The organism is Acidovorax sp. ACV01, assembly GCF_014851495.1.
Lineage (GTDB): Bacteria > Pseudomonadota > Gammaproteobacteria > Burkholderiales > Burkholderiaceae_C > Acidovorax > Acidovorax radicis.
The window spans coordinates 136,050-148,694 of sequence record NZ_JACUZT010000009.1; the positions used below are offsets into that span (position 1 = coordinate 136,050).

12 protein-coding genes are annotated in these 12,645 nt (G+C 65.0%); 10 read left to right on the forward strand and 2 right to left on the reverse strand.

What is annotated here, in order from left to right; genetic code table 11:
* The first annotated feature begins 61 nt into the window (after nt 1–61).
* The 8 genes from IB243_RS23015 (at nt 62) to IB243_RS23050 (ending at nt 9,649) form a co-directional block, all read left to right on the forward strand.
* Entirely contained in the window at nt 62–1,975 is a 1,914-nt protein-coding gene (locus IB243_RS23015) for a hypothetical protein (RefSeq protein ID WP_192429532.1), read from the forward strand.
* A 368-nt stretch (nt 1,976–2,343) separates the two neighbouring features.
* Nucleotides 2,344–2,988, forward strand: coding sequence for a uracil phosphoribosyltransferase (gene upp, locus IB243_RS23020; protein WP_192429533.1), 645 nt, complete (start codon nt 2,344–2,346; stop codon nt 2,986–2,988).
* Nucleotides 2,989–3,214: 226 nt separating this feature from the next.
* Nucleotides 3,215–4,225, forward strand: coding sequence for a BMP family protein (locus tag IB243_RS23025; RefSeq protein ID WP_192429534.1), 1,011 nt, complete (start codon nt 3,215–3,217; stop codon nt 4,223–4,225).
* 132 nt (nt 4,226–4,357) lie between these two features.
* Nucleotides 4,358–5,323 (forward strand): 5'-methylthioadenosine/S-adenosylhomocysteine nucleosidase, encoded by a 966-nt coding sequence (locus IB243_RS23030; protein WP_010458725.1) that lies wholly within the window; start codon nt 4,358–4,360, stop codon nt 5,321–5,323.
* 198 nt (nt 5,324–5,521) lie between these two features.
* On the forward strand, nt 5,522–7,066 hold the full coding sequence (locus IB243_RS23035; protein ID WP_192429535.1) for an ABC transporter ATP-binding protein: 1,545 nt from the start codon (nt 5,522–5,524) through the stop codon (nt 7,064–7,066).
* A 25-nt stretch (nt 7,067–7,091) separates the two neighbouring features.
* Nucleotides 7,092–8,153, forward strand: coding sequence for an ABC transporter permease (locus IB243_RS23040; protein ID WP_192429536.1), 1,062 nt, complete (start codon nt 7,092–7,094; stop codon nt 8,151–8,153).
* A 102-nt stretch (nt 8,154–8,255) separates the two neighbouring features.
* Nucleotides 8,256–9,179 (forward strand): ABC transporter permease, encoded by a 924-nt coding sequence (locus IB243_RS23045; RefSeq protein WP_192429537.1) that lies wholly within the window; start codon nt 8,256–8,258, stop codon nt 9,177–9,179.
* Nucleotides 9,176–9,649, forward strand: coding sequence for a hypothetical protein (locus tag IB243_RS23050; RefSeq protein ID WP_192429538.1), 474 nt, complete (start codon nt 9,176–9,178; stop codon nt 9,647–9,649). The genes IB243_RS23045 and IB243_RS23050 overlap by 4 nt, the downstream gene beginning before the upstream one ends.
* Nucleotides 9,650–9,666: 17 nt before the next feature.
* Here the strand turns inward: IB243_RS23050 and IB243_RS23055 are convergent, their stop codons facing one another.
* Nucleotides 9,667–10,059, reverse strand: coding sequence for a VOC family protein (locus tag IB243_RS23055; protein WP_192429539.1), 393 nt, complete (start codon nt 10,057–10,059; stop codon nt 9,667–9,669).
* Here IB243_RS23055 and IB243_RS27315 point away from each other — a divergent pair.
* Nucleotides 10,058–10,186: a hypothetical protein gene (locus IB243_RS27315; RefSeq protein WP_255509300.1), complete on the forward strand. Its 129-nt coding sequence runs from the start codon at nt 10,058–10,060 to the stop codon at nt 10,184–10,186. The two genes, IB243_RS23055 and IB243_RS27315, sit on opposite strands and share 2 nt — an antisense overlap.
* A complete protein-coding gene (locus IB243_RS23060) occupies nt 10,179–11,453 on the forward strand; it encodes an amidohydrolase family protein (RefSeq protein ID WP_192429540.1) in 1,275 nt (424 codons plus the stop codon). Before IB243_RS27315 ends, IB243_RS23060 begins: the two co-directional genes overlap by 8 nt.
* 58 nt (nt 11,454–11,511) lie before the next feature.
* Here IB243_RS23060 and IB243_RS23065 read toward each other — a convergent pair whose 3' ends face one another.
* Nucleotides 11,512–12,645 carry an ABC transporter permease gene (locus IB243_RS23065; RefSeq protein ID WP_192429541.1) on the reverse strand — a complete coding sequence of 378 codons (1,134 nt, stop codon included), beginning with the start codon at nt 12,643–12,645 and terminating at the stop codon, nt 11,512–11,514.

Here is a 12,645-nt window from a genome sequence, read left to right on the forward strand (position 1 = left end):
ACGACGACACCAAACCACACACCCCCTCACCTATCCATCATTCAATGAACCCATTCATTCCATGAAACTCACACATCACGCCCTGTGGGGCATCCTTCTCGCGAGTCTGCTGCAAGGCTGCGGCGGTGGCTCCACCAGTACCAGCACCACGCAGTCCACCACCAAAACCATCCACGCCAGCACCATTGGCGACGACGATGGCAACGGCCTTGCCCCGCTGGATACGTCCCTGGTGCGAACACGCCACGCTGGTGGCGCAGCCATCAATCTGGTGGCATTCACCTCCGACAGCAGCGACATGCCCACCATCGACCTGGCCAAGCGCATGCAAAAGTGGAGCCCTACCAGCAAGACCGGCGCATGGGGCTCTGCTCCCTATGAGCGCCTTGACCTGGATGCCAACGGCTGGGTACAAAGCCTGCCAGCCAACCCCGACGAGGCGGGCTACGCCAGTGTCAGCTCCGCCATCCTGGACAACAACAGCGCCAAGTCCCGCCTGACAGGTATCTATCATGTCTACTACGAAGGAGAGGGCGACTTCTACATTGCAGGTGCTTCGGCCAGAGACTTCAAGAAGGTGGAACCAGGCCACGCCACCTTCAACATGCTGGACGACGCCGGGCTGAGTGAAAACCTGTTCATCAACATCTCCAAGGTCACCCCCGGCAACCATCTGCGCAACATCCGCATCCTCGCACCGGGAGGAATCTGTGGAAACAACCGATTCAAATGGGTTGCGGACAGCAGTGCCTGCGTGGGCACAAGCTACAAATCACTGGTGGAGCTGTCGCAGACCCAAATATGGTTTCCCAATTTCCTGGGCGACCTCAGCGGCTACCGTGCCTTGCGTTTCATGGACTGGTTCAAGACCAACAGCTCCCCTCTTGCGACGTGGGAAACGCGGCCACTCAAAGCCCACTACACCTGGAACACCGACTACGGCGTTCCTGTGGGCATGGCCGTGAACCTGGCCAATACCCTGCAAGCCGATGCCTGGCTCAACATCCCCTTCCACGCCAGCGACGACTATGCGCGGCGCCTGGCCCAGCTCGTGAAGCAGAGCCTCAACCCGGCCGCCAAATTCATAGTGGAATACGGCAATGAACCGTGGAACAACGGCTACGGCTTCTCGCAAAACTACCAGTGGCTCGCGGGTCAGGGCAGCGAAAAATTCAACGGTGAAGGCAGCGTGCACGACCGCGTCATCAACTACTACGCACTGCGCTCCAGCCAGCTGTGCCAGATCATCAAGCAGGAGTTTGGTGCGCAGTCGTCCCGCGTGCAATGCGTGGTCAATCAGCAGATCTCCGTGATAGACCCCGACCTGCCCCTGCTGCGCTGCCCCCTGGCCGTGAAACACGGGCACATTGCAGGCGGCTGTGCCAGCGCCATCGACGCTGTGGCCGTGGCCCCCTATGTGGGCGGCTATCTGGGCGACCGTGAGCACATTGCGGCCGTGGAGACATGGACGCATGAATCCGACGGCGGACTCAGCACCCTCTTCAAGGAACTGCGCGCCAAAGACGCAAATGGCAACTCCATTGCCGACACCCCGCTCAAGTCCCCCGAAATCCCGCATGGCGCCATCGACCAGGTGACCAGCTGGATCAACGGACAAAAGGCGATCGTCTCCGACAAGAATTTCAAAAAACCCCTGTTCGCCTACGAAGGGGGACAACACCTTGCCGTGGTCACCACGGCCAACGCAGCCGTCACTCAGCTGTTTACCAACGCCAACCGCGACGCACGCATGGGCGATGTGTACCGCGACTTGATGGGCGCGTGGACCAATGCCAACGGCACCGCGCCAGGGCAGGTCTTCACCTACTTCAACAACGTCTACAAGCCCGGCTCCGACGGCGCATGGGGCCTGCGCGAAGCTGCGTTTGACAACGCAGCCAGCAACCCCAAATGGGTTGCCGTTCAGCCCTACCGCGAAAACATTGCCTGCTGGTGGGCCCAGTGCGCCCCATGACGCTGCATTACTCCTAACGCACGCCCCAGAACGCACACCCTCGACATCCGCGAGGGTGTGCGCAAGCACCATGCACCGAGAGCGCCGCGCCAGTAACGCCGTCCGGCCCACCACATGGCCATGGGAGTGCAACAGCAAGTGGCACGGTCGGGGCTCCCTTCGCACAGGAATAGACAGGGAAACGGGCCCTGGAATACTTTCCGAGGCCCCTGCGGCCCCCTCCCCTCAAGGGGGCGACACCGGTGGCCTGGCAAAGCCAGCTCCACAGCTCCCCGAGGCCTCAAGGCCTGTTTCTACGGACCGGGGAAAAAGGGAGGTCAAAATACGGCCAACACCCTTCATTCATCCCGTAGACCAGAGGCCGCGCCATGAGCACCGCACCCCAAAGCAATGTCACCGTCATCACCCACCCCCTCGTGCAGCACAAGCTCACGCTGATGCGCCGAAAGGACGCCAGCACCAACAGCTTTCGCCGCCTGCTGGGCGAGCTCTCGACCCTGATGGCTTACGAAGTGACGCGCGACATGCCGCTGCAGGACTTCGAGATCGAAACCCCGCTGGAGACCATGACCGGCAAGGTCATCGACGGCAAGAAGCTGGTGCTGGTCTCCATCCTGCGCGCGGGCAACGGCTTTCTGGACGGCATGCTCAACGTGGTGCCCGGCGCCCGCGTCGGCCACATCGGCCTGTACCGCGACCCGGCCACGCTGCAGCCCGTGGAGTACTACTTCAAGATGCCGTCCGAAATGGACGAGCGCGACATCATCGTGGTAGACCCCATGCTGGCCACCGGCAACTCGGCCGCCGCCTGCGTGGACCGCTTGAAGAAGCTCAACCCCCGCTCCATCAAGTTCGTCTGCCTGCTTGCCGCGCCCGAGGGCATTGCCACGTTGCAAAAGGCCCACCCCGACGTACCGATCTTCACCGCCGCCATCGACCGCGAGCTCAACGACCACGGCTATATCCTGCCGGGCCTGGGGGATGCGGGGGACCGGATTTTTGGCACCAAATAAGCGCATGGCACTGTTGCATGCCCCAGCCACCATCGTGCCTTTGGGCGCTGTGGTGGCTTTTTTTTGATGGAGACAACCGCAGCACCGCGATTTTTTTACCACTTGGTGGCTTTCCTCTGGCAGACTTGCCTGCGGCCCGCTCCCCTGGCGCTGCGCACGACTGGCGCACAAATTGCATGAGGACCGGACCTCTCCTCCTCATTCGATTGCCTGAAGGACCCCCACCATGACCACTCGCCGCATCTTCACCGGACGCCTGCTCTGCACCTCCATGGCCTTGTCTGCCGCCATGGCGATGGCACCCTCTTTGGCCACAGCGCAGTCCAAGATCAAGGTCGCGGCGATCTATACGGTGCCCTTCGAGCAGCAATGGGTCAGCCGCATTCACAAGGCGCTCAAGGCGGCCGAAGCACGCGGCGAGATCGAATACAAGGCCAGCGAAAACGTCAGCAACGCCGACTACGAACGTGTGATGCGCGAGTACGCCACGGGCGGCAACCAGCTCATCGTGGGCGAGGCCTTTGCGGTGGAAGCCGCCGCCCGCAAGGTAGCCAAGGATTTCCCCAAGACATCATTCCTTCTGGGCTCCTCGGGCAAGCCGCAGGCACCCAACTTCAGCGTGTTCGACAACTACATCCAGGAGCCTGCTTACCTCAGCGGCATGATCGCGGGCGGCATGACCAAGACGAACAAGATCGGCATGGTGGGCGGCTTCCCCATTCCTGAGGTCAACCGCCTGATGCACGCCTTCATGGCCGGCGCCAAGGAGACCAACCCCAAGGTCGAGTTCACCATCACCTTCATCAACAGCTGGTTTGACCCACCCAAGGCCAAAGAAGCCACCTTTGCCATGATCGACAAGGGCGCCGATGTGCTCTATGCCGAACGTTTTGGCGTGAGCGATGCGGCCAAGGAAAAGGGCAAGCTCGCCATTGGCAACGTGATCAATACGCAGGACAAGTACCCCGACACCGTCGTCGCCTCGGCCCTGTGGCACATGGAGCCCAGCATCGACCGTGCGCTCAAGCTGGTCAAGGAAGGCAAGTTCACCCCCGAAGACTACGGCCCGTATTCGATGATGAAGCACAAGGGCTCGGAACTCGCTCCGCTGGGCACGTTCGAGAAGAAGATCCCCGCCGACATCGTCGCCAAGGTCAAGGCCAAGGAATCTGACATCCTGGCGGGCAAGTTCACCGTGAAGGTGGATGACAGCCAGCCCAAGTCCACGGCCAAGTAAACACCGCACCATCGCGGGCGCACTGCCCGCTTCGTGTCTAAGAACCTGTTCCAAAGGCCACCCCTGCAACGCGGTGGCCTGTTTGCTTGTATCTCCTCACACCCTTCTGTCTGAACCACAAGGCACCACATCATGCACACGCCCCGTACCACCAAGCCTACTCTGACAACCCGGTGCACCCGCCTGCTGGGCGCCCTGGCCCTGGCCGCAGTGGTCGCGGGCTGTGCCGCCACCTCGCCTGGCAAAACAGCCGTTCGGCTGGATGACACACCGCGCATCGCCGTCATCTCGGCCTTTGCGCCCGAACTGACGGTGCTGCTGCCCAAGGTGCAACAACCCGCCAAGCACAGCGTCAACGGCGTGGAGTTCACCACCGGCACGCTCGAAGGCAAGCCCGTTGTCGTGTTCCTCTCGGGCATCAGCATGACCAACGCGGCCATGAACACACAGCTGGTGCTGGACCGCTTCCATGTGAGCCACATTGTCTTTTCCGGCATCGCCGGTGGCGTGAACCCCAGCCTGCACATTGGCGACGTGACCGTGCCCGCGCAGTGGGGCCAGTACATGGAATGGCTGATGGCGCGTGAAGACAAGCCCGGGCAGTACAGCGCCCCCGCGTGGATGAAAAGCGAGCTGACGATGCCCGCCTTCGGCATGATGCACCCGCGCCCCGTCGAGGTGCGGTCGGCAGCCAAGCCCGGCATCACCAAACAGTTCTGGTTTGAAGCCGACCCGAAGATGCTGGCCACCGCACGCAGCCTTCAGAACGTAGGCCTGGAGCATTGCCTGGCGAGCACCTGCCTGAAGCAACGCCCGCAACTCGTGGTGGGCGGCAGCGGCGTGTCGGGCCAGGCATTTGTGGACAACAAGGCCTTCCGCGAATACGCGTTCAAGACCTTCGAGGCCAACGTGCTCGACATGGAAACCGCCGCTACCGCCATGGTGGCGCACAGCAATGGCGTGCCGTACATCGCCTTTCGCTCGCTGAGTGACCTGGCGGGTGGTGGTGACGGCGAGAATGAAATGGGCACCTTCATGGGCCTGGCAGCTGCCAATTCGGCGAAGGTGCTGCAGGCGTTTCTGGCGGCCTGGAAGTGAGTTCACTTCAACCGCACTGTTCGCTGCGCGCCCTGAGCCCCTTCCCCCTCGTGAGGAAGGGGTTGGGTAGAAGGGGAAGCTGGAAACCGGCGCTGTGCTTGATGCGTAAGCCGCGCCCCCTCTCCCCCGCCCTCTCCCGCGAGGGGAGAGGGCGCGACAGCCAACTGCAGTTAGCGCGCGGCACCGTGGAGGACTGACATGGCACCCGTCCTGCGCCTCACAAACATCACCAAACGCTTCGGCAAGCTGGTCGCCAACGACGGCATCAGCTTGACCCTGGCGCGTGGCGAGGTGCTGGCCCTGCTGGGTGAGAACGGCGCAGGCAAGTCCACGCTGATGTCCATCCTGTTCGGGCACTACGTAGCCGACGAAGGACACATCGAAGTCTTCGGCCAACCCCTGCCGCCCGGCCAGCCGCGCGCAGCGCTGGCGGCGGGCATTGGCATGGTGCACCAGCACTTCACCCTGGCCGACAACCTGACGGTGCTGGACAACGTGCTGCTGGGTACCGAGCCGCTGTGGCAGCCGTTCTCGCGCCGCAGCAGCGCGCGGGCCAAGCTGCTGGCCGTGGCGCAGCAGTTTGGTTTGCCCGTGGATGCCGATGCCCGCGTGGGCGGCCTCTCGGTGGGCGAGCGCCAGCGGGTCGAAATCCTGAAAGCGCTGTACCGGGGCGCGCGCATCCTCATCCTCGACGAACCCACGGCGGTGCTCACTCCGCAGGAGAGCGAGGCCTTGTTCGACACCCTGGCGCAGATGGTGGCGCAGGGCCTGTCCATCATCTTCATCAGCCACAAGCTGGGCGAAGTGCTGCGCGTGTCGCACCGCGTGGCCGTGCTGCGCCAGGGCAAGCTGGTGGCCGAGGCGCCCGCGCAGGGCATCACCCAAGGGCAACTGGCGCAGTGGATGGTGGGCCATGCCATCGAAGCCCCTGCGCGGCGCCCGGCCCGGGTGGTGGGTGCTGCCGTCTGCAGCCTGCACAACGTGAGCACCGCACCCACCGGCCGTGACCGGTTGCAGAACGTGTCGCTCACCCTCCACGCAGGCGAAATCGTGGCCATCGCGGGCGTCAGCGGCAATGGCCAGGTCGCGCTGGCCGATGTGCTGTGTGGCGTGCGCGCCGCCACTGCGGGCCAGGCCACGCTGCGCGGCGCGCCCTTGCAAGCCCGGCCCGCGTGGTTGGTGAACCAGGGCGTGGCCCGCATCCCTGAAGACCGGCACGCTGTGGGCGTGGTGGGCGATTTGCCGGTGTGGGAAAACGCCGTGTCGGAACGCCTGCGCAGCCACTGGTTTGCGCACCCATGGTTCAAGGCCTTCTGGGTCAAGCGCCGTGCAGCCCGACAACACGCGCAGCACGTGGCCGAGACCTTTGATGTGCGTGGCGGCGGGCTCGACACGCCAGCCCGGTCGCTTTCGGGCGGCAACATGCAAAAGCTCATCCTTGGCCGGGCACTGCTGCCGCCTGAGGATGAGGCGGGCCACAGTGCTCCTGCGCCCCAACTCATCGTCGCGCACCAGCCCACCTGGGGGCTGGATATCGGTGCCGTGATGTTTGTGCAGCAGCAGCTCATCAACGCGCGCGACGGCGGCGCGGCCGTGCTGCTGATTTCGGATGACCTCGATGAAGTATTGGCCCTGGGCGACCGCGTGGCGGTGATGCACGATGGACAGCTGAGCGAGGCGCGGCCTGCGGAGGCTTGGACGCGCGAGGCGGTTGGGCTGGCGATGGCAGGCGCCATGCACTGACCCAACGTACAAGAACAAAATCATCATGCGACTCGAAAAACGCAATCACACCTCCCCCGCAGCCTATGTGCTGGCACCGGTGGGCGCCGTGGTTTTCACGCTGCTCATCAGCGGCCTGCTGGTGATGTGGGCCGGGGCGCCGGTGGGGCAGACCTATGCGCTGCTGCTGCAGGGCGCCTTCGGTTCGGTGTTTGCGCTGACCGAAACGCTCACGCGCGCCACGCCGCTGATCCTGACGGGGCTGGCAGCCGCCGTGGCCTTTCGGGCGCGGTTGTTCAACATCGGGGCCGAGGGGCAGTTGTACGCGGGCGCGCTGGCCGCCGTGGCGGTGGGTGGGATGCACGGCGGCACGGGGCTGGAATGGTCGCCCTGGCTGCTCTTCCCGCTGATGATGCTGGCAGCTGCGCTGGCCGGGGCGCTGCTGCTGCTGGGCCCGGCGCTGATGAAGGCGCGGCTGGGGGTGGACGAGGTGGTCACCACGCTGCTGCTCAACTTCATCATGCTGCTGCTGGTGTCGGCGCTGCTCGACGGCCCGATGAAAGACCCGCTCTCGATGGGCTGGCCGCAGAGCGTGGCGCTGCAGGGCGAGCTGGAGCTGTCCCGCCTGGTGCCGCAGACGCGGCTGCACACGGGGCTGCTGTGGGCCGTGTCGCTGGCGGTGATGCTGTGGGCGCTGCTGGCGCGCACGGTGCCAGGGTTCGACATTCGCGCGGCGGGCGCCAATGCGCGGGCTGCGGCGTTTGCGGGCGTGCCCATCACGCGCACCGTGGTGCTGGTGGCGCTGCTGTCGGGTGGCCTGGCGGGGCTGGCGGGGGCCATCGAGGTGGCGGGCCGCACGGGCTATGTGACGCTCGACATGTCGCCGGGCTACGGGTACAGCGGCATCGTGATTGCCATGCTGGCGGGGCTGCACCCGCTGGGGGTGGTGGCGGCGGGCGTGTTCGTGGCCGGCGTGCTGGTGGGGGCCGACAGCATGAGCCGCGCGGTGGGTGTGCCGACCTACATTGCGGACGTGATCGTGGCCACGTCGCTGATCGCGGTGCTGGTGGCGGGGCTGCTCACGCAGTACCGGGTGCGCTGGAAGTGAACCCGCCATGCACCCAAAATTCAAACAAAAAATGCCTCTGCCGCTTGTCTATCAAGCGCTAGCAGCTATTAATTTGATAGTGACAGCCTGGAGCGCCACCGCATGACCGAGTTGCTCGATATCCTCGCCAACCCGGCCTTCTGGATCGCCACCCTGCGCGTGGCCACACCGCTCATCCTGGGCACGCTGGGGGTGCTGCTGTGCGAGCGCGCGGGGGTGCTGAACCTGGGCATAGAGGGGATCATGGTGGCGGGGGCGTTCACCGGCTGGCTCACGGTGTATGCCGGGCACGGCCTGTGGGCAGGGGTACTGGTGGCGGCGCTCACGGGTGCGGCGTTCGGGCTGCTGCATGCGTGGCTGACGGTGGGCCTGGCGCTGTCGCAGCATGTATCAGGCCTAGGCATCACGCTGCTGGCCACGGCACTGTCGTACTACGGGTACCGGGTGAGCTTCCCGAAGGTCAACACGCCGCCCACCATCGAGCCGTTTGCGCCGATGGAGTGGCTGGGCATACCCATTTTGTCGGCGCAAACGCCGCTCACGCTGCTGGCGCTGGTGCTGGTGCCGCTGCTGGCCTGGGTGCTGATGCGCACCCCGCTGGGCCTGGCGGTGCGCATGGTGGGCGAGAACCCGCAGGCGGCCGAGGGCCAGGGCATTCCGGTGGCGGCCACGCGCACCGGGGCCATCGTGGCCGGCTCCGCACTGATGGGCGTGGCGGGCGCCTTCCTCACGCTGTCGGCGTTCAACGCGTTTTTCTTCAACATGGTGAACGGGCGCGGCTGGATCTGCGTGGCGCTGGTGGTGTTCGCCTCGTGGCGGCCGGGCAAGGCGCTGCTGGGTGCCTTGCTCTTTGCCTTCTGCGATGCGCTGCAGTTGCGGCTGCAGCAGGCGGGCGATGCGTGGCTGCCGTACCAGGTGTATCTGATGCTGCCGTACGGGCTGTCCATCCTGGCGCTGGTGCTGGTGGCGCGCAGGGCCGCGTATCCTCAGGCACTGATGAAGCCCTACCGCAAGGGGGAGCGATGAAGCGCGCACTCAACCCGGTCGCGCGCTGGCTGGTGGGTGCGCTGCTGGCCTGTGCCGGCCAGGCCCACGCGCTGGGCATGGATCTGCCGTATCAATCCTTCGCCACTGCGCCCGATGTGGACTGGATCAAGGTCTGCGGCCAATGGCCCGCGTCCGTGCAAGCTGGCGAAGGCGGTGGCATGTACCGCATCGTGCACGCCACGCGCCATGCGCAGTCTTTTCTGTACCTGCAATGGATCGTGCGCGACAGCAGTGACAGCGCCTCGGAGGTACATACCGAAGGCTTTGATGCCATCAACAACGACCATGCCGAAATCACGCTGAGCCAGATGAACTGCCAGCCAACACGCCAGGGCATCCGCTTTACCGCGCGGGCGGAATCAGGGCACGACAACAGCGTGTTTCGCATCACCATCGATGCCGGGCACAAGCCGGGCGAGCTGCGCTTTCGCACCAGCCAGAGGCGCTGATGCGTTGGACGCGTCATTCAGGCGGCGGGTGCCCCCATGGGCGTGCACAGCTCCACCAGTGCGCCATTGATGTCCGCCACATAGGCCACGGTCTGGCCCCAGGGCATCTGCTCGGGGGCCTGTACCAGCCGAGCACCAGCGTCCACCGCACGCTGCAAGGCGGCAGCTACATCGGCGGTGGTGAAGGCGATCTCAAAGCTGGGGGCATCGGCCGACGCGCGCTGGGGGTTCTTGCCCAGCTCCACCATCAGCCGCAAGGAAGCAAAAGCCAGCGAAGTGGCTCCCGTGTCCAGCTCGCCAAAATCGCCTGCATCGTGCAAAAAACGGCGCGCAAAGCCGAAGGCCTGTTCGTAGAAAGCGATGGTTTTCGGAACGTCTTCGACGTAGAGAATGGTGTAGCCAAATTGCATGAAAACTGCCTTTGCAAAAAATGCGTTGAAATGGCTGGATGCCTCCAGCGAAAGCCACAGCTTAGGCATGCAGCCCGCCTTTGTCTTGAATAAACCCGACAGCAACGACCCCACCCGCCATGCTTGACCTGCTCATCACCCACGCCACCCTGTCCGACGGCCGCCAGAACATGTCGATTGCCGTGCAGGACGGCCGCATCGCCGAGGTGACCGAGGGCCTGCAAGCCCCCGCGCACGAGGCGGTGGATGCGGGCGGTCTGCTGGTGAGCCCGCCGTTTGTGGACGCGCATTTCCACATGGATTCGACCCTGAGCTACGGCCAGCCGCGCGTGAACGAAAGTGGCACTCTGCTCGAAGGCATTGCGCTGTGGGGCGAGCTCAAGCCGACGCTGACGCACGAGGCCATCGTAGAGCGCGCCCTGCGCTATTGCGACATGGCCGTGGCGCGCGGGCTGCTGGCTATACGGTCGCACGTGGACACCAGCCACCCCAGCCTGCTGCCGGTGCAGGCGCTGCTGGACGTGAAGCAGCGCGTGGCGCCGTACCTGGATTTGCAGCTCGTGGCCTTCCCACAAGACGGTGTGCTGCGTGCGCGGGGGGGGCTAGCCAACCTGAAACGTGCGCTCGATATGGGCGTGGACGTGGTGGGCGGCATTCCGCACTTCGAACGCACCATGGCGCAGGGGGCCGAGAGCGTGAAGATCCTGTGCGAACTGGCTGCCGAACACGGCAAGCGCGTGGACATGCATTGCGACGAATCCGACGACCCGCATTCACGCCATGTGGAAACCCTAGCGTATGAAACCCAGCGCCTGGGCCTGCACGGCCGGGTGACGGGCTCGCACCTCACCTCCATGCACAGCATGGACAACTACTACGTGAGCAAGCTCATCCCGCTGATGGCCGAGGCCGACCTGGGCGTGGTGGCCAACCCGCTCATCAACATCACGCTGCAAGGCCGCCACGACACCTACCCCAAGCGCCGGGGCATGACCCGTGTGCCCGAGCTGATGGCTGCGGGCCTGACGGTGGCGTTTGGCCACGACTGCGTGCTGGACCCCTGGTACAGCGGCGGCAGCGCCGACATGCTGGAGGCCGCGCACATGGGCCTGCATGTGGGCCAGATGACCAGCCAGGCCGCGATGCGGCAGTGTTTTGATGCGGTGACGGTGAATCCCGCCAAGCTGCTGGGGCTGGAGGGCTACGGTATCGCCCCCGGCTGCCATGCCGACCTGGTGCTGCTGCATGCGTGCAACCCGGTGGACGCCATCCGCCTGCGCGCCACGCGCCTGGGTGTGTGGCGGCGCGGCCAACGGGTGGCCAGCAGCCCAGCGCCCGTGGCGCAGCTGAACCTGCCTGGGCGGCCCGGCAGCGTAAATTTCACGTCAAATTAGCCTCTCACGCTTATGTATCAAGCGCAAACAGCTACACATTCAATAGCATTTCAAGCGTTCACGCCATGCGCGCAATCGTCCTGCGAAACCGCGCCAGCGCCAGGCTGAACAGCACCGCCCCAATCCCCAGCAGCCACACCAGCGATGGCCACACCACCGCCCAGCCCGCGCCACGGTAGAGGATGGCCTGGGCCAGCTCGGTGAAGTGCGTGGTGGGCGCCAGCGCCATGCCGTACTGCACCCACAGCGGCATGCTCTCGCGCGGGGTGACACCGCCGGACAGCATCTGCAGCGGCATCATCACCAGCACCATCAGCAAGCCAAACTGCGGCATGCTGCGCGCCACCGTGGCCATGAAGATGCCCATGGACGTGGTGGCAAACAGATGCAGCGTGGCGCCCAGCAGAAACAGCGGCACCGAGCCCTCGATGGGCACACCAATCGCCCACCGGATCACCGCCGTGAGCGACACCCAGGTAGCGACCAGCACCACCAGCGCCATGGCCCAGACCTTGGCCAGCATGATCTCGCCGGGGGTGACGGGCATCACCAGCAAATGCTCCACCGTGCCATGCTCGCGCTCGCGTATCAGCGCGGCGCCGGTGAGGATGATGGAGAGCATGGTCACGATGTTGATCAGCTCCATCAGCGAGCCAAACCACGCGGGGTTCAGCGCCGGGTTGAAGCGCGAACGCACCGTCAGTTCGATGGGCTGGGCGGCCACGGCGCGGTCGCGCTGCACGAACTCGGCCACCTCCAGCTGCACGATCTGCTGCACCGCCCCATTGGCCGCAAACGCCTGCCCCATGCGCGTGGCGTCGATGTTGAGCTGCACCTGCGGCACCCGGCCCGCCAGCACGTCGCGCTGGAAATGCGTGGGGATGTGCAGCACCAGCGTGAAGCGGCCGGCGTCCAGGCCCGGGTCCACCTCGCGCATGCTGATCATCGCGGGGCGGGTGAACTGGGGCGCGTAGAACGCGGTGGCGATGCGCTGGGACAAGGCCGAGTCGTCCTCGTCCACGATGGCAATGGGCACGTGGTACAGCGTCTCGGGCTGCGCCATGCCCGCCGAGTACACCGCCAGCGTGGTGGTGTAGACGATGAGGAACAGCATGGCTGGATCGCGCCACAGGCTCCATAGCTCCTTGATGCCCAGCCTGAAGATGTTCGACCAGCGGCCACGCAGCGCCAT

Coding starts and splice junctions, on each gene's coding strand:
- IB243_RS23015 (WP_192429532.1), top strand. CDS start 62: ATGAAACTCACACATCACGCCCTGTGGGGCATCCTTCTCGCGAGTCTG.
- upp (WP_192429533.1), top strand. CDS start 2,344: ATGAGCACCGCACCCCAAAGCAATGTCACCGTCATCACCCACCCCCTC.
- IB243_RS23025 (WP_192429534.1), top strand. CDS start 3,215: ATGACCACTCGCCGCATCTTCACCGGACGCCTGCTCTGCACCTCCATG.
- IB243_RS23030 (WP_010458725.1), top strand. CDS start 4,358: ATGCACACGCCCCGTACCACCAAGCCTACTCTGACAACCCGGTGCACC.
- IB243_RS23035 (WP_192429535.1), top strand. CDS start 5,522: ATGGCACCCGTCCTGCGCCTCACAAACATCACCAAACGCTTCGGCAAG.
- IB243_RS23040 (WP_192429536.1), top strand. CDS start 7,092: ATGCGACTCGAAAAACGCAATCACACCTCCCCCGCAGCCTATGTGCTG.
- IB243_RS23045 (WP_192429537.1), top strand. CDS start 8,256: ATGACCGAGTTGCTCGATATCCTCGCCAACCCGGCCTTCTGGATCGCC.
- IB243_RS23050 (WP_192429538.1), top strand. CDS start 9,176: ATGAAGCGCGCACTCAACCCGGTCGCGCGCTGGCTGGTGGGTGCGCTG.
- IB243_RS27315 (WP_255509300.1), top strand. CDS start 10,058: ATGAAAACTGCCTTTGCAAAAAATGCGTTGAAATGGCTGGATGCCTCC.
- IB243_RS23055 (WP_192429539.1), bottom strand. CDS start 10,059: ATGCAATTTGGCTACACCATTCTCTACGTCGAAGACGTTCCGAAAACC.
- IB243_RS23060 (WP_192429540.1), top strand. CDS start 10,179: ATGCTTGACCTGCTCATCACCCACGCCACCCTGTCCGACGGCCGCCAG.
- IB243_RS23065 (WP_192429541.1), bottom strand. CDS start 12,645: ATGGCGCTGCGTGGCCGCTGGTCGAACATCTTCAGGCTGGGCATCAAG.